This window comes from Paraburkholderia sp. MM6662-R1 (assembly GCF_050436245.1).
GTDB classification, from domain to species: Bacteria; Pseudomonadota; Gammaproteobacteria; order Burkholderiales; family Burkholderiaceae; genus Paraburkholderia; species Paraburkholderia tuberum.
In genome coordinates, this window is record NZ_JBNDLV010000004.1 from 1,775,273 (window position 1) to 1,794,180 (window position 18,908).

The 18,908-nt window shown below is 62.6% G+C and carries 13 protein-coding genes; 4 read left to right on the forward strand and 9 right to left on the reverse strand.

Annotated elements, in window-relative coordinates:
- Window positions 1-19: 19 nt before the first annotated feature.
- From OKW39_RS38055 to OKW39_RS38070, 4 genes are all read right to left on the reverse strand, one after another.
- The gene (locus OKW39_RS38055; RefSeq protein ID WP_429564992.1) at window positions 20-307 is read right to left on the reverse strand and encodes a hypothetical protein; all 288 of its coding nucleotides are present in this window, start codon (window positions 305-307) and stop codon (window positions 20-22) included.
- A gap of 418 nt (window positions 308-725) precedes the next feature.
- Window positions 726-1,055 (reverse strand): hypothetical protein, encoded by a 330-nt coding sequence (locus tag OKW39_RS38060; RefSeq protein ID WP_429510048.1) that lies wholly within the window; start codon window positions 1,053-1,055, stop codon window positions 726-728.
- Window positions 1,056-1,411: 356 nt separating this feature from the next.
- A complete protein-coding gene (locus OKW39_RS38065) occupies window positions 1,412-1,546 on the reverse strand; it encodes a hypothetical protein (protein ID WP_429365046.1) in 135 nt (44 codons plus the stop codon).
- A gap of 11 nt (window positions 1,547-1,557) precedes the next feature.
- Window positions 1,558-10,197, reverse strand: coding sequence for a hemagglutinin repeat-containing protein (locus OKW39_RS38070; protein ID WP_429564993.1), 8,640 nt, complete (start codon window positions 10,195-10,197; stop codon window positions 1,558-1,560).
- A gap of 402 nt (window positions 10,198-10,599) precedes the next feature.
- Here OKW39_RS38070 and OKW39_RS38075 point away from each other — a divergent pair, with 402 nt between their 5' ends.
- From OKW39_RS38075 to OKW39_RS38085, 3 genes are all read left to right on the forward strand, one after another.
- Complete coding sequence (locus OKW39_RS38075; RefSeq protein WP_341809930.1) at window positions 10,600-11,139, forward strand: hypothetical protein; 540 nt, start codon at window positions 10,600-10,602, stop codon at window positions 11,137-11,139.
- The gene (locus tag OKW39_RS38080) at window positions 11,136-11,621 is read left to right on the forward strand and encodes a hypothetical protein (protein WP_090809023.1); all 486 of its coding nucleotides are present in this window, start codon (window positions 11,136-11,138) and stop codon (window positions 11,619-11,621) included. The genes OKW39_RS38075 and OKW39_RS38080 overlap by 4 nt, the downstream gene beginning before the upstream one ends.
- 67 nt (window positions 11,622-11,688) lie before the next feature.
- The gene (locus tag OKW39_RS38085; RefSeq protein ID WP_429564994.1) at window positions 11,689-12,138 is read left to right on the forward strand and encodes a hypothetical protein; all 450 of its coding nucleotides are present in this window, start codon (window positions 11,689-11,691) and stop codon (window positions 12,136-12,138) included.
- A gap of 260 nt (window positions 12,139-12,398) precedes the next feature.
- On the opposite strand, the gene OKW39_RS38090 is transcribed toward OKW39_RS38085, so the two are convergent.
- Window positions 12,399-14,774, reverse strand: a complete 2,376-nt coding sequence (locus OKW39_RS38090) for a TonB-dependent receptor (protein WP_429564995.1) — start codon at window positions 14,772-14,774, stop codon at window positions 12,399-12,401.
- A 179-nt stretch (window positions 14,775-14,953) separates the two neighbouring features.
- Here OKW39_RS38090 and OKW39_RS38095 point away from each other — a divergent pair, with 179 nt between their 5' ends.
- Complete coding sequence (locus tag OKW39_RS38095; RefSeq protein WP_429334349.1) at window positions 14,954-15,952, forward strand: histidine kinase; 999 nt, start codon at window positions 14,954-14,956, stop codon at window positions 15,950-15,952.
- On the opposite strand, the gene OKW39_RS38100 is transcribed toward OKW39_RS38095, so the two are convergent.
- From OKW39_RS38100 to pqqC, 4 genes are read right to left on the reverse strand one after another with little or no spacing between them, the layout of a single operon-like run.
- Window positions 15,922-16,584: a response regulator gene (locus OKW39_RS38100; RefSeq protein WP_090809031.1), complete on the reverse strand. Its 663-nt coding sequence runs from the start codon at window positions 16,582-16,584 to the stop codon at window positions 15,922-15,924. The two genes, OKW39_RS38095 and OKW39_RS38100, sit on opposite strands and share 31 nt — an antisense overlap.
- Entirely contained in the window at window positions 16,581-17,831 is a 1,251-nt protein-coding gene (pqqE, locus tag OKW39_RS38105) for a pyrroloquinoline quinone biosynthesis protein PqqE (protein WP_429564996.1), read from the reverse strand. Before pqqE ends, OKW39_RS38100 begins: the two co-directional genes overlap by 4 nt.
- Before the next feature lie 4 nt (window positions 17,832-17,835).
- The gene (pqqD, locus tag OKW39_RS38110; RefSeq protein WP_187611479.1) at window positions 17,836-18,114 is read right to left on the reverse strand and encodes a pyrroloquinoline quinone biosynthesis peptide chaperone PqqD; all 279 of its coding nucleotides are present in this window, start codon (window positions 18,112-18,114) and stop codon (window positions 17,836-17,838) included.
- Window positions 18,111-18,869, reverse strand: a complete 759-nt coding sequence (pqqC, locus tag OKW39_RS38115; protein ID WP_429564997.1) for a pyrroloquinoline-quinone synthase PqqC — start codon at window positions 18,867-18,869, stop codon at window positions 18,111-18,113. The genes pqqD and pqqC overlap by 4 nt, the downstream gene beginning before the upstream one ends.
- Window positions 18,870-18,908: the final 39 nt, after the last annotated feature.

Sequence of the window (18,908 nt, forward strand, 5' to 3'; positions counted from 1 at the left end):
ACCGTGCTGCTCGATCGTCTCAGCGATGTGGGTGACTCGCCTTTGGGGCAAAGAAATAAATACCAAGCGCAACAACGATGAGAATCGTCAGCATAACGAGCAATAGATTTCGCCAACCTCTGCGAGTTGTTGGAAGGTCGCTTAAGCTCCCACCTGCGCCCCCACTGAAAATTTCGAGAACAGCAAGAAGCAAAACGGCGATGACCATTGTCGCCTTCGCGATCGTACCGAAGAACAATTCGGCGAAGCGGTAGGGCCAAGCGGAACGGCGCGGCCCTACCGGGGGACGGCGAAATTCTGGATGCATGATATTTCCGCAATAATGCGGCCTCGTAGAAATGTCAAGCGGCTGTGCAGCCAGCTTGGCCTCCTTCTTTGCCAGCGTATCTTCATTAGGATACGATAGGAACCGCCAAACATCGACATCTTCTATCGTTTGCTAGAGTCTCGTTTATCTGATTGTTTATCAAAACGTCTTAGGTCTAGCACCCTGACGCTCTTGCTGTATCCCGCTCCAAAGATCAATGCTATTAGTAATGCGAATATCCCAATCGCAAAAATAACGGTTGATGGCGAATGCTTGCGCAGCAAGTAAATGCAACAAAAGACGACCGCTTGCGCCAAATAGGAGATACAACGGTAGACCGTTCGTTCTATCGGCGTCAGCTCATCCTTCCATTTATTGCTATCCATAGTATCTCTTGGTAACTATCGCTAGTAATACTTCAATTCTGCGGAACGACATAAGGTTGCGCCGCCGTCGTACCCACAGTGAACAGAGTCTGCGTCCATTTTCCTTGCGGAAGCAATGCACCGCCGATTGTACTCACCGTGTTGTATAGGACCGATGCTTGACTTGGCGGATTGTTAAAATTGCTTAAGGACTGCAGGCCCGCTGAGGCAACGGCAGCGGCAACGTCATACGGAGGCGGTAGCCACGGAGATGCAAGCGCCAACGCGGTCGAGTCCTGGTCCGTGATAGTGGCAGCGGATGGCATCATTGCATTGATTGGAGAAGCATTAGCGTTTGCAGCGATCGCATTAACCTGCGCCATTGCTACCGACTCGTTGCACGGTGAGAACGCCGTACATGCCGAGGGCAGCAGACTATTCTTTTTCTGGTGGAGCATCTGGTTGTACAACTCGACCGCCGATCCAGTAGCCGCGCCCGCCGTGCCGCCCACAAGCGTGCCACCTACGCCCGCCGCCACATTCGCAGCGAGGTGTTGCCGAGTAGTTCCGAGCCCGTATCTGCTGCGACACCCTTGGACAGGCTCTCAAGCTGCCCCGTGAGCTTCGAAGACAGGCCCGCACCAGCCGCACCACCGATCGCCCCGAATGCGCTGCCCCCACCGAGGCACCAATCAGCGCGCCGCCCGCAAGATGCAGCAGCACGCGATTATCGCCGCCTTCATCCAAATAGTTTTTCAATTACCGCGCTCCCTATCACTGCCGCGATTACAGCGATAAATACCCAGTAAAAAGTCTTTTGCTTTTTGCTCATACGTGCCCACTGTTCGGGCGTTGGCCCTCCGCCAGTTGCCATATCAATCTCCTTTACTTGGCGCCCACAGGGGAGGAATGACCCCAAGGCATTACCCCGATGGTTTTTCCACCAGGTGACCCAAACCCAATTTCGACGGCCGTACTACCGGCATACGCATGGGTGACCGCGCCGAACACATTGACACCAAAGGGTATTGGTACTGAAACAAAATATTGACTACCATCACCATTCAGAAATGAATTGGTTGCATCTGCGTCTTGCGCGCCAAATATCCATCCCAGCGTTGCGGTGCCGCTCGGCATCCACGAAACGGCCGATGGATTAGTCATTGATACTCCACTACCAACATACCGGTGGCCGTCATACAGGTTCACCGCAAGCGTCCCATTAGCCGATAGTACGCCCCCGTTGGCGGTCGCGTAGTTGGGCTGGAGAGTACCAGCGGCAGCATCTGCATTCGCCCCCAGAGCCTGAATTGCCGCATTCAGCGTTGCATCGCTACACTGCGCGCCCGCACCGCATACCTGGGTTAGAAAGTCTTTGCGCATCCCGAACGGATTGCCCGTGCCGCCCGTGCCATCGCTATTACCAGTGCTGCGGTTGTACAGGTCCGCATTCGATGCCGTGAACGCGCCCGCGCTACCGCCCACCAGCGCACCACTCAACCCGGCCAGCACGTTCGACGTCACATTGCCCAGCGTCATCGATCCCGTCGCGCCGCCAATCTCATCGGCCAGACCATTCAGCTTTCCAGCCAGCGCCGACGACACCCCGGCGCCCGCCGCGCCGGCCGCCGCCGAGCCAATCCCGCCTCCGGCAAGACCTCCAAGCAGCGCTCCGCCCGCAACGTGCAGCCCCACGCGGTTCGTCCCGCCTTCCGCCCACGAATTCGCCTCGGCCTGGTACTTCGCGTAAGTATCCATGTCACCGGAGGCCTTTGCCGCATCCGCCGCCTTCTGGGCAGTCTCCTGCTTTGCATTCGCGTACGCCGCAATCCCCTGCGCCACCACCTGGCCCGCCGCCTGCGCCGCCGCCATCGTGTCCGCCTGCTGGTTCAGGATATGGTTCACGTCCGGTGTGTTCGAGACCGTGCCGTTCGTGTTTGTGGTATCGCGACTCAGGGCGGCCGCATCCTGCGTCTGGTGCGCGCCGTCCGTGATAATGATCGCCCCGGCACCGATCGCGCTGCGCGTGGTGGCGCTGTCGTCACCGTTCTCGTTCAGGACCATTGGTACCGCACCGCCCGCGCCGCTCACCGATCCCGGCCCAACCGCCTTGCCGGTACTCCCGACACCGACGCCCGCACTGACCCCTGTACTCGTCGCGCTGTAGTGCGACCGGTTCTCGATATCGCTGAACGTCAGCGTGCCGGTCGTCAGGCTGTTCTTCGACGCATCGGCATAGCTCGCAATCACTGCGCCCTTGAGGTCCGTGTTGCCGTTGACGTTGATGTTGAAACCGCCGTCACCCGCCTGGATACCCGCCTGCTCCTTGACCTGGGCATAGTTCGAATCCGCATGACCGTTCTGTGCGCTGAAACTCGCGCTGCCACCGCCCTGGCTGACGCTGAAGCCGCCGCTCACACCGCTCTGATGCACGGTGCTGACGGTCGTATCCTGCACGCTTTCAACGTTCAGGTTGCCGCCCACGTTTGCCGTGACCGTGCCGCCGTTCACGTTCGATCCGATGATGTTCGTATCGCCGCCGCTCAGAATGGTCACGCTGTTCGCACCCGTGACGTGCGCGTTGTTCCGCATGGCCGCGTCGCTGTTCGCATCGCCGTGCGCATTCGATATCGACGCCGACACGCCGAAGCCCTGTGTGCCGTAGGACACGCCGACGCTCGCGCTGCTCGACTTGTTGGTGCTGGCGGTGGTATCGGTATCGGTCGTATTGAGCAGATTGACCTGATTCTTTGCGGCCAGCACCACGTCATTCGCGCTCACGTTCGAACCCGCGACCGTGATGTTGCCCGAGCCCGCCGTCCCGTTACCCGTTGCGATAAACGTGGTCGTGCCGCCCGCCTGGACTGTCGAGCCGGTATGCGTGGTCTGGTCCTCGCTGGACGTGCTTTTGCTCTGACTGCTGCCGAAGCTCAGTTGTGCGCCGATGCTCGGCGCGTTCGGACCCTTGGCGCCATCGGCCAGTGCCTTGGCCCCCAGTGCGGCCATGCCAGCGTTACCGCCTGCCGCGATCGCATGCAGCGCCGTTGCGCGGTCATCGCTGTTGCCGCTCGCAAGGCTCTGCCCCTGCTGGACAGCACCGTTGATCGCATCGCCCACGCTTCCCGCGAGACCGAGCGTAAAGCCACTCTGTTTCATCTCCTGCGTTTCGTCGTGGTGTGACGTATTCGTCGCCGCATCGATGATGACGTTGGCCGCCGTGCCGGTCACGTTCTGCGCGGCAATGACGTCGCTGCCGGTGATATGCAGGTCGTTGCCCGCCGTCATCGTCACGCTGCCGTTCGTGCTGCCCACCAGACTGCCGTTGCTGGTGACGCTGTTGTCGTGCGTCGTGTCCTTCTCCTCGCGCGTGCCATAGTTGATGCTCGCGCCGCCACCGCTCATCGCACCAAAGCCGGAAGCCTGCTCCTCATGAAGCGTGCTGCTCTGGCTCGTATTCTGAGCGGTCGTGATGTCGAGGTCATGACCCGCCGCGAGCGTCATGTCGTTCGTCGAAGCGACGGTGGACCCGTTGATATTCAGATCGTGCGCCGCACTGGCCGCTACGGTATCGCCCGATACGGTCGAGCCGACCGATAGCACCGCATGCGAGGTGGACGTGTCGGTGATCCTGTTGCTCGACAGGACGCTGGCGTGGCTGTTCTGCGACCAGTGGTCCGCGTCGTGCGTTTCGGTCACCGCGCCGACCGTGATATCGCCGGTCGATTGCAGGATGACGCCGCCACCGGTTGCGCCGCTCACACCGCCCGTGCCCACCGATGAGCCGAGAATCGAGAGGTTGCCCGTCCCGGACTGGCCCGCCGCGAGCGTGACGTTCCCACCCGCGTTGATGCTGCTGCCATGGGCGGTTTCGTCGTAGGTCGAATCCTTATGATGCGCGAGATCGCCGCCCATCGACTGGCCGCTATACGTTGCTGTGTCCTTCGCCGCTGTCACCGTCAGGTCGCCGCCCGCCACCATCGTCGCATTGCCGCCCGCCTGAACCTGCGCTCCGGTCAGCGTCGTATCGTTGCCCGAGACAGTGGTAAGGTTACCGCCGGTCGTGATCGTGCTGCCAATGCTGGTTGTGGTGATGCTGTGGTGGCCGTTCAGGCCATCGGTGGTTCCCGCGTCCTGGGTGGCCGTGAGCGTCGTCGTGCCGAGGTTGATGTCGTGGCCCGCGCCGATGGTCGTATCGCCGCCGCTCTGGAGCGCCGCCCCAATCATGTTCACGTCATGGCCTGCGAGCAGCGTCGCGCTGTTGCTCGCGGAGATCGTGCCGACCGACTGGACCGCCATGCCAGTTGCGCTGGACGTGAAGCCGGCGTTGCCACCCGTCACCGCTGCCTGGGCGGTTGTGCTCTGGTCGACGAGATCGCGGCCTGCGCTAACCACCGTATCGACGCCGCCAATGCGTCCGCCGATGTTCGTCACATCCTGCACGGCGGCTACCGTCGTCGCGCCGCCGCTACCGATCACGCCCCGGTTCACGACGTTGTTGCCGATGACCGTGGTCGCCACGTCGCTTGCGACGTGGCCGCTGCTCGTCACATCGCCTGTCGCGTTCAGGTTCACGCGGTTACCGGCCACCAGCGCGCCGCTGTCCTGAAGGTCAACGGTGCTGGACTGCGCGAGATAAACCTGGGGCACCAGCACCGTCTGCTGCGTACCGTCCGGCAGTGTGACGGTCTGGCTCACCAGCCACACCATGTCGGTCGTCAGTTGCGCCATCTGTGCATCGGTCAGCCCAACGCCCACCGTGAGGTCAAACGCCTTCGCATACGACACGCCGTTGTTCATCAGCGCCGTGTATTCGTCCAGGTTGCTGGTGTAAGGCCCGAGGAACGTCCGCCCGGTCAGTTGCGTGACCTGTTCCATCACCAGTTGCTGCTCATACATGCCGTCACCGAGACGCTTCTCGGTTACCTGGGGATTCAGGCCGAGCTGGGCGAGCATGTAGTCGCTTGAAATGAACTTCGTATAGCTCGTCAGGCGCGGATCGGTGACGACGAGATAGGGCGCGCCGGGCGCGCTCTGATACGTGTACAGCGCGCTGGCCGGAAGCTTCAGGCCTGGAATACCGCCTGCTGCGCCGCCGAGCGTCTGCGGCCGGTTACCCGAGGTACTGGTGCTACCCAGCTGGGTGCCGGTTGCGTCACCACCGGATACGCCTGCGCCCGTGACTGTCTGGCCGACGCGATCCACCGAGCCGATGGTAATGTCCTGTGCGTCGGTCTGAACGGTCTGGTTGGCCGCAGCAATCGCGGGCAGCGAGGCAACCGTCGTGGACGGTAGCGGCACAGTGTCGTCTTTGACATCCGGCCTCGTGTCGTCGCTGTCGCTGGTCTTTGCGTGCCAGTAGAAGGTCGAGACATCTGTTTGCGTGCCGGTCTGCTGCAACAGGATGCCGGTATCGTTCACCGAGCCGCCTGTCGCGCGGCGTACGAGGTCACCGCCTGCGGCCATCGTGGACGATTCATTGCTGATCGTGCCGCCGTCTGCGTTGACGCGGATCGAGCCCTGCGCCTGGATCGTTGCTGCTGTGCCGGCGTTCAGAAGCTGGTCGGTCACGGTCGTGGTGGTACACGTGCGGCTCAGTTCAACGTAATCGTGGCTGTCCGTGCCAAGCGTCGTATCGATCCTGACCTGGTCAGGCGCGATGTTCTTCGTCGGATCGTAGTCCGGATAGAAAGTGAGCGTGACCGTACCGTCGCTGTTCTGGACCAGACTCTGGTAATACTGCACCGCGTTATTGGTAATGGTGCGGGTCTGCGGGTCCGCGACACAGTAGGTGGTCGGGCACAGCCTGTAGGTATCCGTCAGTGGCGTAGTGAGCGAGAACGTCTGGCTAGTGGCGTCGATGTTGGTCACCTGTGAAGCAGGCAACGTCACGACCAATGCCTTTGCCAGTTTGCCGATTACCTGACCACCGATGCCCCCCACGCCGCTGAAAATCCACTGCTCATAGATCGCGCTGTGGTAGCTGGCGACTTCGTCAACCGGAATGCCCCCCGTCCACAGCGTCAGCGTCGGCCCCACGGTCGTGACAGGCGTTCCGGCTTCGGTCTGAACGCCCGTGCGCTGGTTGGTCAGCGTCCGCGCGGCCACGTCGATATCGCCCGCCGCCTGGATGCTGGCCGCGCTGTTCGTGATGATGCCCGTCTGGTTCGCGAGCAGGCCCGTGGAGTCGCGCGCATCGTCGCGCGCCAGTTCCATGTTCCCCCCGCTGTAGATCAGGGCGCCGTCCGCGTTCGTCAGCGAACTGCCCGCGTAGATACCAAGGAACGATGCCCCGGCGATGACCGCCTGCGCGCCCTCATTAGTCACGTCCGTGGCGTTCACGATGACGTTGTTGCCAATCACCGCGCCCGTGTTGTTCAGGCTCGCGCTGTGCGTCGTGACCGCATCGCCCTCGATCTCGCCCGCGTTCGTGATATCGCCCGTGGCATTGACGGTGGTCGCCGCCGAATTCATGTCCGCGCCGGTCGCGTTGACGACATTGGCCGCGTTCACCGTCAACGCGTTGCCTGCTTCCAGTGCAGCGGTGTTCGTGAACGTGCCGCCAACACCGAGCGTCAGGTTGTTGTCCGCATGCAGGGCGGTCGCTGCGTTGCTGGCGAAGTCGCCTTGGAGCGCCAGCGTGAGGTCGCGACCCGCCGTGATCCCGCCGTCGCCCGCGAGCGTACCGCTCATGCCGATGTCGCGGTTGGCGCGCACCGCGCCGCCTGCGTTCGACATGGACGCCACCCGCAGGGATACGTCCTGCGCGCTCTCGATGGAGCCGTCGTCATTATTGAGCGTCGCGGCGGGCTGGTTCAGGTTCAGCGCCGTGCCGCCATACAGCCTGCCATCCGTGTTATCGACCGTATCCGTGATGGCAAGGGTGGCGGTGCCACCCGCCACCACCTGGCCTCCGGACCGGTTCGCCAGGTTCTGCGCGTTGACCTGTACATCGCCGTTGCCGCCCAGCACGCCAGCCGTGTTCGTGATCGTGCCGGCAGCGCTGAGCGTGGTCTGTCCCGTTCCCGCGTTGGTGATCGAGCCGGATGTGTTGTCAATGCCCGAACCCGCTACGGCAAGCGTCCCGGCCGCGCCGTTCACGGCAATCACACCGCCCGCGTTGATGACCCTGCCGGACGCGTCGAGCGTCAGGTCTGCGCCGCTCTGTGCCGAGCCGCCCGAGTTGTCGAAATCGCCCTGGGTGGAAACCGTGAGGCCCGCGTCGCCGTAAATCTGCCCGGCGTCGCGGTTAACGATGCCGCTGGCGGCGGCGATGCTCGCGGCCTGCTGCGCGGCGAGCTTGCCCCCCGCATTGTCGAGCGAGGCTGCGGCAGTTTGCAGCGCGCCGTTCGTCCCGATCTGGCCGCCAACGTTAGAGAGTGCCCCGGCCGAGCTTACGGCCAGCGTGCCTGTGCCCGCGTGCCCGATCTTGCCGCTGTCGTTCGTGATCGACTGCGCGCTTACCGTGAGGTCCTGCGCGTTGGAGGCAATCGTGCCGTGTGTGTTGTCCAGCGCGCCGCCCGCGCTGATCGTCTGGGCCGCTGCACTGGTCTGCTGGATCGTGCCGTGACGGTTTATCAGCGCACCTGTGCTCGATACGCGCAACTGGTCGCCGTCAATCAGGCCCGAGGTATTGTCGATGAATGCCCCGGACACGGTGGTATCCGTCGCGGAAAGCCGACCCTGCACGTTGGAGAGCGCGCCCGTCGCCGTGGCATTGAGCGAGCCGCCTGCCGTCACCATGCCGCCGTCGTTGGTGATTGCCCACGCGGCGAGCGTGGCATTGCCAAGCGCCGACACCGTGCCCTGATTGGTCAACGTGTCCGCCGTCAGGCCCACATCGCCGTTGCTGCCGATGACGCCGCCCTGTTCGCCGTCCACCGCCGTACCCGACGCATTCACAAGCGCGCCCGCCGTATTCACTGTCAAGCCGTCGCCGTTGAGCGACACGATGCGGCCCGCCGTGTTGTCGATGGACCCGGCGACGATGCTTTCTTTTCCGGCGGCCTGCAATACGCCCTGCCGGTTGGCGAGCGAGCCCGCCGTCTGCACGGCCAGCGCGCCGCCCGAGAGCGCCCGACCGGCTGTGTTCGTGATCTGGCTGCCTGCCAGTTGCATGTTTGCGGCACTCGCGAGCGTTGCGCCGCTGGTGTCAAGCGTGCCGGTTGCGCTCGCCGTCAGCGCGCCGCCTGCGGTCGCGCTCGCGCCTGACGTGTTCAGATCGCCACCCGTCGCACTCAGCGCAAGATTGCCATTCGCTGCTGTCGTGCTTTCTGCGAGGTTCACCGACGCACCGCGCAGGGTCGCATTGCCGCCAGCGAGGTTCGTGCCGGTGGCCGACAGCACGCCCGCTGCGCTGAGATTCAGATCGCCGCTCTGGCCAACGCTGCCATCCGCATTGATGCCCGCACCGAAGGTGCCGCTTGACGTGACGTTCCCCGCACTGATGGTCAGGTTCTGCTGCGTGTAGGTCGAGCCGCTGTTGTCTACATCGCCCGCCGCTGACACCGCAAGATTGCCGCTCGCGGTTGTCTTGCCGGTGAGAACCAGCTTGCCCTGCGTCGTGAGCGTCAGGTCGCCCGCCTGGGCGGCGATCACGCCCGCATTGGACACCCCGACACCGTATTCATTGCTGACCAGAACGATACGGTTGGCGTACATTCCGCCAAGCTGGCTCACGTCGATGGACACACCTGGCGCTGCGCCGCTGCCTGCGATGGGCGTCGCGGCCAGCGTGTCGTGATTGACCCGATTTGCGCCGGCGATAACATTCAGGTCGTTGGCACGGATGGCCGCGTTAGCCTCCACCGCGCGGGAGATCAGGTCCACCTGATCAATATTGGTCGCGTCCAGGCCCGCGCCCTGGACGGTAATCATGCCGCCAGTTACGTTGAAACCGCTCAGGTTGCCGCCCGCATCGAGCATCGGCGTGCCGGTGGTGAGAATGCCGCGCGTGGTATTGATGAAGCCGCCGCCATCGACCACGATCCCCGAACCGTTTGCCACGACGACTTCGGCCCTGTTGCCCGCCACTTCGAGATAGCCGCGCAACTGGCTGGGCGAATTGCTGTTGACCTGGTTGAGAATGATCCGCGCGGACTGGCCTGGCGAAAGATTCGGGTTACCACTCACCTGTCCTGCGAGTTGCGTGTTCGTGATAACGGGCGAGTTGTTCAGGATCGCGCCGTTTTTCTGCACATCGAACTGCGAATACGTATTAACCGAAACACCCGCATTCGACGCCTTGTTGATATCGACCTGCGGCAGGCCATTGCGCGTCTGGATGACATTCGGCGCGTGCGCACCCGAGGGCACGATCTGCGCATCCGCGAGAACAGGTGCGAGTCCGCACAGCACCAGCGCGGCGAAAGCTGCGTGACGCATGGCGAACAGTGTGATCGGGCGCCGTGAGGCCGATGAATGGGTCTCGCCCTGACTTGCGTTGCCGTGGGCAATGGCGGTTTCCGCAACAGCGACGAGCATACTCCGGCACCGGCTGAAAACCAGCCTGAACATGTTCTTATTCATTCTGCGTAGCGTATTTCTTTAACCTGCCGAAAAATACCTCATACCACCGCTCGGGTAAGTTAAAAATTGTCAATGCAGTGCGAAGCAACAACAGAAATAAAAAACAGGAATTGTCTGATGGGCGCAAAGCGCCAATATGCGCAGACGAGATATGCAAACGAATAAACGTCTGCTTCTCGCCGTGTAATTGAAAAAGGCGCTATCAAGCCACCTTCATTGGAATGCCGACAGAACCGGTTAGTGGTTTGCCGTGGTAAAGCCAGGAGTCACAGGTCTGCCGTTTTTTTGACGTTTATTGTCAATGTTTGTCAAAACGTACCTATCCTAAATTAAAACTGTTGACTGTGATTCCTTTAGATGGTTAATTCGTCGGGTGTTTTCTGGAAAATCAGAAGAGGTCAAATGGAACAACAGAAACAGGACGGCACTGGGGACGAGGAAGAATGCCTGCTTTGCCGTATCACCTATTCGATCTACTCAAACTTTCCGCCAATGCCATCCGCAATGGCGCTGAACATCGAAACCGGCAAATGGTTTCCGTTCGATAGGCTGAAGTCGTATTCAAACGGTTACGAGATGGCCGTAGCCCTGGGCACCGCATGGGCGTGCGATTGTCGCGGGCGCTCACGACAAGCGGACGACGCGAGCATGGCAAGCTCGCTCTATGGCAGCAGCCCGCGCGTGCCGGAGAATCTCGGCAATGCTCAGTCGTTCGTCTATCAGCCCGACATGCCGGACGGCGACGCTGTGCAGCTCGCCGGCGCCGATGGTCGGCCCGGTAACAATCAGGCGCAGAACAAGCAATTTAAGGCGGTGGTCAAAGCACTTGGACTAAGCAAGAATCAAGCACGCCGCCTTCACTACGATATTCAGATGGACGATCTTGAGTATCACGGCATGATGGAGCGCGCCCTGGACCTGTTTGGAGACAAATTGGAATGATCGATACGAAAGAGCAGGTAGGACTTCACCTTTCCGCCTTGATCGGGCTTAACGTTAGCGGAGTGGCGCACGCGGCCGACATGCTTACGTTACAGTTCGGTCCGCTTCGGGAGGTAAAGACCGGCAGAGGAACCATCAAGTATCTGGGCGATTGGGCGCTCCATATTCAGTGCGACTGGCGCATCGAGCAGGGACACGTGATCGTTGCGTCTTATTCGGACTTCGCAGCGTCTGAAGAGAGAACGAGAGTGACAACGGAACGAATCCGTGATCTCCTTGTGACACATGGCCCAACGGCTGTTTTGAATATCGAGGCGGGCGAGAACGGTGATGCCGTCATTTTGCTGGCGAGAGATATGCGACTAGTCATTCTTGCGGATGCGATACCTGATGATGAGGACTGGCGCCTATTCCCCTCGAATCCCGACGCGAAGCATTTCGTGATCGAGGGTGGCAAGGTCGATCCCTGGTCCTTGTCGTAAGGAGAGACTGGACATTGAGCGTCCCCTCATTACCGGTATTCCTGGTAATCGTCAGGTGATGCTCGACATGGCAGAGGTATCGACATTGAATAAATTTTGGAGGTGCTTCTTGCTAGTCATGGCGCTTTGCAGCTTTCGGCCGATATTTGCCGATGAGGTGATCAACGATTCGAATTGCATGCAGTACCTGGGCGGTGGCGGATTTGGAGATTTTGATTGCTATGAGCATCATGCAAGATCCCTTGAAGTCGACAACAAGAAACTGGCGAATTCAATTAAATCCGCACGAGGCATCAAAGGCGCGAGCAAGGCTGAGCTCGATCGGTACATGCGCGCACAAGATGAATCGGCAAAGGCTTGCGATCTAGCCCCTAAACTAGCTTATGATTGGAATATTGAAGAACCGCCAAAAACACACGTGGATATGTACGATGTCACGGGAGCGCGTTGCCATTATTCAATTCGCAAGCAGCAAAACGAAATCCTGCGCGACCTCTATTCGATAAAAACGGGTTGAACGACCCGTTTCGGCAGGGCCATTTAAAGGCGGGTCACGCAGGCAAGCGGCACCACCACGACTGAGCATCGGCCACGTCGCTTATCAACTCGATCCCGCGAGCACGAAGTCGTTAGGCATCGAACGCCGGGCTTACGGGTGCCGCGACGAGGCGTACATATTCCTCAAAATCCGCGCCGCGTTCCCCGGCATTGCGCTCGTGACGAAGCCTCAGGCGGCGGAAGGAGCGAAGCCATGCGATCCGCCCCCGCCAAGCACCACTACTTCCACGCATACCTCATCCCCACCCAGAACCCCCTCGGCGCACCCGGCCCGACGAACTGCTCGTTGACCGGCGCCGTGCCGTTGAACGTATTGCCCGGTCCGGTAAAGAAGTTCTCCCCGAGCGCGCCGAAGCTCGCATAGCGCTTGTCGAGCAGGTTCGACACCGACGCGAACACCTGCAACTGTTTCGTCACCTGGTAGCTGGTGTCCATATCGATCAACAGATAGCCGGAGATCTTGCCGTTCACGTCCTGGTTGTTCTCGTCGCCCTGCGCGTAGATGCTGCCGCGCCACGTCAGATTCGTGCCGATTCGCCATTTCGCGGTGGCCGCGTAATCGAGCCGCAGCTTGACGGTCGTCGCCGGAATGCTCGGGATGTGATCGCCGGGATGCACGGTGATGTTGCCGTTCGCGTCGGCGCTCGAGTTACTGGGGCTGCTTTCGACCCATGTCGACTGGTAGGTCGCATTGACGTAGCTATAGCTGCCGGTCACCGTGAACGGACCGTACTTCGTCTGCCCAGCCAGTTCGACGCCTTGCCGGCGCGTGCGCCCGACGTTCTGGAAAAACCCCTGCGAACTGCCCGCGCCGGTGCTGCTGATGAACTCGATGTCGTTGTCGAGCGTCGTGCTGTAGGCAGCCGCGCTCCATGTCGTGTTGCCGCCGATCCTGCCGCGCGCGCCGACTTCATAGGTCTTCGAAATGACCGGCTGCAACGACGGATCGGAGATGAAGTCGTTCGGCAGCGAACACGGCGCGTTCGGATCGGCGCAGGCCAGCTCGATCGCGGTCGGCGAGCGCATGCCCTCGTTGTAGGTCGCGTAGGCGGTGAGCGCCGGCGTCGGATTCCAGTTGATGCCGACCGCCGGATTGAAGCGCGAGAACGTATGGTGGCCGTCGAGCTGCGGCTGCGTGCCGGATTCGTCGCCGATCGTCGCATCGGCCCAGTTGTAGCGGCCCGACAGCGTCAGCGACCACTGCGGCGTCAGCGACAGCGTGTCGGTCAGGTAGATGCCGTAGTTCGTGTTGTGCGTGTTCGCGTTGGTCTGCTGTGCGAAATTCCCGATGCCGACTGTCGCGCGCGAATCGGTAAACGTCGCGTCCTGCGACGACTGCGTGAAGCGCGAGTCGGCGGCATCGACGGCCATGCCCGCGATGAACTGGTTCTGCATGCCGCCGAGCTTGCCGAGCAGCGTCAGTTGCAGGCTCGCGCCGTAGCTGTCGGTCGTCACGGTGGACTGTACGTTGGTCGCCTGCAACGTGTCGACGGTGCCGTCGGGATTGATCGTGCCGTAGTCGTTGTTGACGTTGCTGCTGGTGTTGGCATTGCGAAAGTGCCGGTAGTACGCGTTGCCGCTCATCTCGACGTTGTCGTTGAAGTAATGATCGCCCGACAGCGTCAGGTAGCCGGCGCTGTTCTGATTCTGATCGGGATACGTGTACGGTTGCCTGGGGTTACCGAGGAACGAGCGCGGAATGGTTTGCGCGCCGTGCAGATCGTTGTCCGCGCCGCCGGCCGATAACGACAGCGTCGTGTCGGCGTCGGTATAGCGCAGCTTGCCGAACGCCTGGCGGATGCGGCTCTCGTTCTGCTCGGCCCAGCCGTTGTCGTTCGCGGCGTTGGCGGTGAAGTAGTAGTCGAGGTTCTGGCCGGTCGTGCCGCCCTGTTCGATCTGCGCGGCCTTGCGTCCCCACGAGCCGCCCTGAATTTCGGCCTCGCCGACCGGGTTGTCCTTGCCGTTTTTCGTCGTGATCGACAGCGCGCCGCCGAGCGTATTGAAGCCGAAAGTCGGATTGGAGCCGGGGATCAGCTGCATCGTGTCGATCGCCTGTTGCGGCAGCAGGTCCCAGTTCACGACGTCGCCGAACGGTTCGTTCACGCGCACGCCGTCGACGAATACCGACAAACCTTGCGGCGTGCCCAGCAGTGGCGACGCGGTGAAGCCGCGATAGAACAGGTTCATCTGATACGGGTTGCCCTGCGCGTCGGAGATCGTGACGCTAGGCAGATTCGCCGCGAGGTAGTCGCTGAGTGTCTGGCGGCCTTGCCGCTGGATATCGGCCGCGTGGACCGTCTGCACGTTGGCCGGCACCAGCGTGAGCGGTGTGCCGATGCCGAGCAGCGGCGTGGTGCCTACGACGACGATCGGCGCGAGGGTCGTGGTGGGTGTCGTGTTGCTGTTGGCGTTGTCGTCGGCTGCGCCGGAAGAGGCAGCGGAAGACGCCGAGGACGGCGCCGACGCCGCGACTGGCGGCTCCGCCTGCGCCCATACGCTCGTGGACAGACCGGCGAGCGCGCCGCCGACGCAGAAGGTGATGCCGGCACGCCGCTGAAGCCGGCGTTTGCGGCGTGCTTGTGATCGCATGCTCATCGTTATTGTCTCCTGCCGGCTTGATTTGTACGCGTGTCGCGCGTTGTTTGACGTTGGTGTAAAGCTTCGCATACGCGTCTGTAAGACGCGCGGGAGCTTTTCCCGATCTGCCGGGGAAGCGTTCCCAAACTCGCGCAAAACCCGCTGCGCGTGCCGGCGCTGAGTAGAATGCAAGCGTCATGTCAAGCGAACCGATCCATTCCTCTTCCGCTGACCGAGCGCCGCCATCGTCGCCGATATGGCGCGACCTCGGCTGGGTCGTCGCCGTGACCGTGCTCGCGGCGGTGCTCGGCGCCGCCTTCGATCTCAGCGAGAAGGTCTACCGGTTCACGCGTGGCATGGAGCGCTTCCAGCTCGACGAGTTGCCGGGCGCGCTGTTCGTGCTGTCGATCGCGCTCGCGTGGTTCGCGTGGCGCCGCTATCGCGATGCGCGCCGCGAACTGCGCCATCGCCGCATGCTCGAGGAACAGGCCGAACGACTGCTCGCCGACAACCGGCGCCTTGCCAGTCAGGCGCTGCAGGCGCAGGAACTGGAGCGCCGCCATCTGGCGCGCGAGCTGCACGACGAGCTGGGTCAATACCTGAACGCGATCTCGCTCGACGCGGCGCGCATCCGCGATCTATCGGGCGAGCGCGAGCCGGAAATTCATCGCATCGCGCTCGGGCTGATGCAGAGCGCGACGCATGTGTACCGCGAGATCGGCGGCATGATCCGCCGCCTGCGGCCGATCGGTCTCGACGAATTCGGCTTGCCGAGCGCGCTCGAACATTGCGTTGACGGCTGGCGCGAGCGCTTGCCCGAGGCGTCGTTCTCGATGACGATCGAAGGGGATTTCAGCGGCCTCAGCGATGCGTTGACGATCACGCTGTACCGGCTCGTGCAGGAAGGACTGACGAATGTGTCGAAGTTCGCGCGCCGCTCGCGCGTCGAACTGTTCATGGTGCGCGCGCCGCGAAAACACAACGGCGCGCAGATCGACGAGATCGTCGTGACGATGGCCGACGACGGCCCCGGCACCGATCTGACCAGGCCGCGCAGCGGGCTCGGGCTGATCGGTATGCGCGAACGCGTCGAGGCGCTCGGCGGCGAATTTCACGTCGCGAGCGAGCCGCAGCGCGGTTTTCTGTTCTGCGCGCGCGTGCCCGCTCAGGCGGGGCTGGCCGAGCCCGTGAACTGAAGCCCGAGGCGGCTTGCCATCTGCGCGAGCTGTACGCCGTTGTCGGCGCCGAACTTCTGCCGGATCACCGATTGGTGGTTGGCCACCGTTTTCTGACTCAAGCCCAGCTTTTCGGCGATGCTCGGCAGCGTATAGCCCTGCACGAGCAGCCGCAGCACCTCGAACTCGCGCGCCGACAACTGACGCCCCGGCGGCCCTTCGTTGAACGCGGTGCGCAGCGCGAGCGCCTGCGAGATGTCCGGGCTCAGGTAGCGGGCACGCCGCGCAATCGAGCGCACCGCTTCGACCAGCACGTCGGGCGCGCTCGCCTTGGTCACGTAGCCGAGCGCGCCCGCGTCGAGCGCGCGCCGCACGAAGATCGATTCCTCGTGCACGCTGAAGATCAGCACGCGCGCGTCCGGTTCGCGCGCGAGCATGCGCCGCATCGCTTCGATGCCGCTTGCGCCCGGCAGCGCCACATCCATCACGACCACGTCGGGCCGCAGCGCGCAAAAACGCTGGTAGGCCTGCGCGGCGTCGCCCGCTTCGCCGCACACCTCGACGTCGGCATTCACTTCGAGCAGACGCCGGTAGCCTTCGCGCACGACCGCATGGTCGTCGACGAGCAGAACGGAGATGGTGTCGGCACTCATGATTGGACTCCGGGTGATGCCCGGTTATCGCCGCCGGCGTCGGGCTCGCGGGCAGCGGCCGCGAACTTGCGTGAGTTGGCGTCGTTGCGGAACAGGATCGGCTGTTCGCGGGCCGCTGCTGTCGCCCCGGTTGCGGATGCAGATCCCGATGCTGCACGCCGCACGATCTTGACCACGGTGTCGTGAAACGGCGACTTGTCGCAGACCGGGTCGGCGTTGGCCGCGTCGCCGGTCAGCAGGTAGGCCTGGCAGCGGCAGCCGCCGAGGTCGAGGTCCTTTTCCTCGCAGCTGCGGCACGGCTCCTTCATCCATTGCAAACCCCGAAAGCGGTTGAACGCGTCGCTGTCGTACCAGATCTCGCGCAACGGCATGTCCTTCACGTTCGGCAGCGTCAGGCCGGGCAGGCCGCGCGCCGCGTGACACGGCAGCGCGGCGCCGTCGGGCGCGACGCCGAGGAACACCGCGCCCCAGCCGTTCATGCAGCGCTTCGGACGGCGCTCGAAGTAGTCGGGCACGACGAAGAAGATCTTGCAGCGCTCGCCATGCGTGCGGCGATAGCGCGCGACCACCGCTTCGGCTTCTTCGAGCTGCTGTTGCGTCGGCATCAGTTGCGCCTGGTTTTCGCGCGCCCAGCCGTAGAACTGCGTGTTCGCCAGCTCCAGATATTCGGCGCCGAGAGCCAATGCCATCTCGATGATCTTGTCGACATGCGGCAGGTTGTAGCGATGCAGCACGCAGTTCATTACCATCGGAAAGCCGTGCCGCTTGAGCGCGACGGCGACGCGCTGCTTCAGCTCGAAGGTGCGCGTGCTGCTCAGGAAGTCGTTCAACTGCTGCGTCGAATCCTGGAAGGACAACTGGATGTGATCGAGCCCGGCGGCCTTCAGATCGCCGAGGCGCTGATCGGTGAGACCGACGCCCGACGTGATCAGGTTCGTGTAGAAGCCGAGCCTGTGCGCTTCTTCGACGAGTACTTCGACGTCGTCGCGCACCAGCGGCTCGCCGCCCGAAAAGCCGAGCTGCACCGCGCCGAGCGCGCGCGCCTCGCGCAGCACGTCGAGCCATTGCCCGGTGGTCAGTTCGCGGTTGTGATCGGTGTAGTCGAGCGGGTTGTAGCAGAACGCGCAATGCAGCGGACAGCGATAGGTCAGCTCCGCGAGCAGCCACAGCGGCGGCGGCACGACGGCGGCCGCGTCGCTTTGCACTTGCGCGCCGGGTTGAGAGGCAGGTTGAGAAAGATCGGTCATCGCGCTACTCCAGCCAGCCGCGCCCATGCGCGTCGGCGATGAAGGCCCGCACCTCGCTGCCGATGCCGGTCGTGTTGAACGCCTGTTCGAGCTCGGCGATCAGCGTATCGATGTCGCGTGTGCCGTCGCAGCGCTTGAGGATTTCTCCCGCGCTTTGATTGAGCTTCACCATGCCCTCGGGGTACAGCAGCACGTGCGCGTTCTGCGCGGGCTCCCATTGCAGGCGAAATGGCTTGGCGATCGCGAGCGGCGTGGCGGGGTCGGCGCGTGTCGAGTCGTTCATTGCGCAAACGCCTTCTCGATCGCGTCGAGCATGGTCCACAGAATGTCGAGCTTGAACTGCAGGATGTCGAGCGCCCGTTCCTGCTGATCGCGTCGCGTGAAATGGGCAAGCGTGACCTCGAGTCCGTGCTGCACATCGCGCTGCGCGAGTGAGATGCGCGAACGGAAATACGCGAGGCCCTCCGCTTCGATCCACGGATAGTGCTCGGGCCAGCTCGCGAGCCGGTCGCGATGCACCTGCGGCGCGAACATTTCGGTCAGCGACGAGCACACCGCTTCCTGCCACGGCGCGCGGCGCGCGAAATTCACATACGCATCGACGGCGAAGCGCACGCCCGGCGTCACGTGTTCGAGCGACCACAGTTCGTCGCGTGTGAGGCCGACCGCATCCGCGAGACGCGCCCAGGTTTCGATGCCGCCTTCCGCGCCATCGTAGCCGTCGTGATCGAGAATGCGCAGCACCCAGCGGCGGCGCGTCTCGCGGTCCGGACAGTTCGACAGCACGGCCGCATCCTTCAGCGGAATATTGATCTGGTAGTAGAAGCGGTTCGCGACCCAGCCGCGAATCTGCTTGCGCGAGCAGCCGCCGCTATTCATCTTCACGTTGAACGGATGGTGGATGTGATAGGCGGTGCCCTTCGCGCGCAACTGCGCCTCGAATTCTTCACGGCTCCAGGCGGGTCGGTCGATGCCTTGAGTTCCCGTGGTACTCACGTCGCGTGTTGGTGTCGTGTCCTGAATGTCTTTCGCGTTCATGCCGTCTCCGTTTTATCGTCGTTCACAGCCGCGCCTCGT

Coding starts and splice junctions, on each gene's coding strand:
- OKW39_RS38075 (WP_341809930.1), top strand. CDS start 10,600: ATGGAACAACAGAAACAGGACGGCACTGGGGACGAGGAAGAATGCCTG.
- OKW39_RS38100 (WP_090809031.1), bottom strand. CDS start 16,584: ATGAGTGCCGACACCATCTCCGTTCTGCTCGTCGACGACCATGCGGTC.
- pqqC (WP_429564997.1), bottom strand. CDS start 18,869: ATGAACGCGAAAGACATTCAGGACACGACACCAACACGCGACGTGAGT.
- OKW39_RS38055 (WP_429564992.1), bottom strand. CDS start 307: ATGCATCCAGAATTTCGCCGTCCCCCGGTAGGGCCGCGCCGTTCCGCT.
- OKW39_RS38095 (WP_429334349.1), top strand. CDS start 14,954: ATGTCAAGCGAACCGATCCATTCCTCTTCCGCTGACCGAGCGCCGCCA.
- pqqD (WP_187611479.1), bottom strand. CDS start 18,114: ATGAACGACTCGACACGCGCCGACCCCGCCACGCCGCTCGCGATCGCC.
- OKW39_RS38070 (WP_429564993.1), bottom strand. CDS start 10,197: ATGAATAAGAACATGTTCAGGCTGGTTTTCAGCCGGTGCCGGAGTATG.
- pqqE (WP_429564996.1), bottom strand. CDS start 17,831: ATGACCGATCTTTCTCAACCTGCCTCTCAACCCGGCGCGCAAGTGCAA.
- OKW39_RS38065 (WP_429365046.1), bottom strand. CDS start 1,546: ATGGCAACTGGCGGAGGGCCAACGCCCGAACAGTGGGCACGTATGAGC.
- OKW39_RS38080 (WP_090809023.1), top strand. CDS start 11,136: ATGATCGATACGAAAGAGCAGGTAGGACTTCACCTTTCCGCCTTGATC.
- OKW39_RS38090 (WP_429564995.1), bottom strand. CDS start 14,774: ATGAGCATGCGATCACAAGCACGCCGCAAACGCCGGCTTCAGCGGCGT.
- OKW39_RS38085 (WP_429564994.1), top strand. CDS start 11,689: ATGGCAGAGGTATCGACATTGAATAAATTTTGGAGGTGCTTCTTGCTA.
- OKW39_RS38060 (WP_429510048.1), bottom strand. CDS start 1,055: ATGGCGCAGGTTAATGCGATCGCTGCAAACGCTAATGCTTCTCCAATC.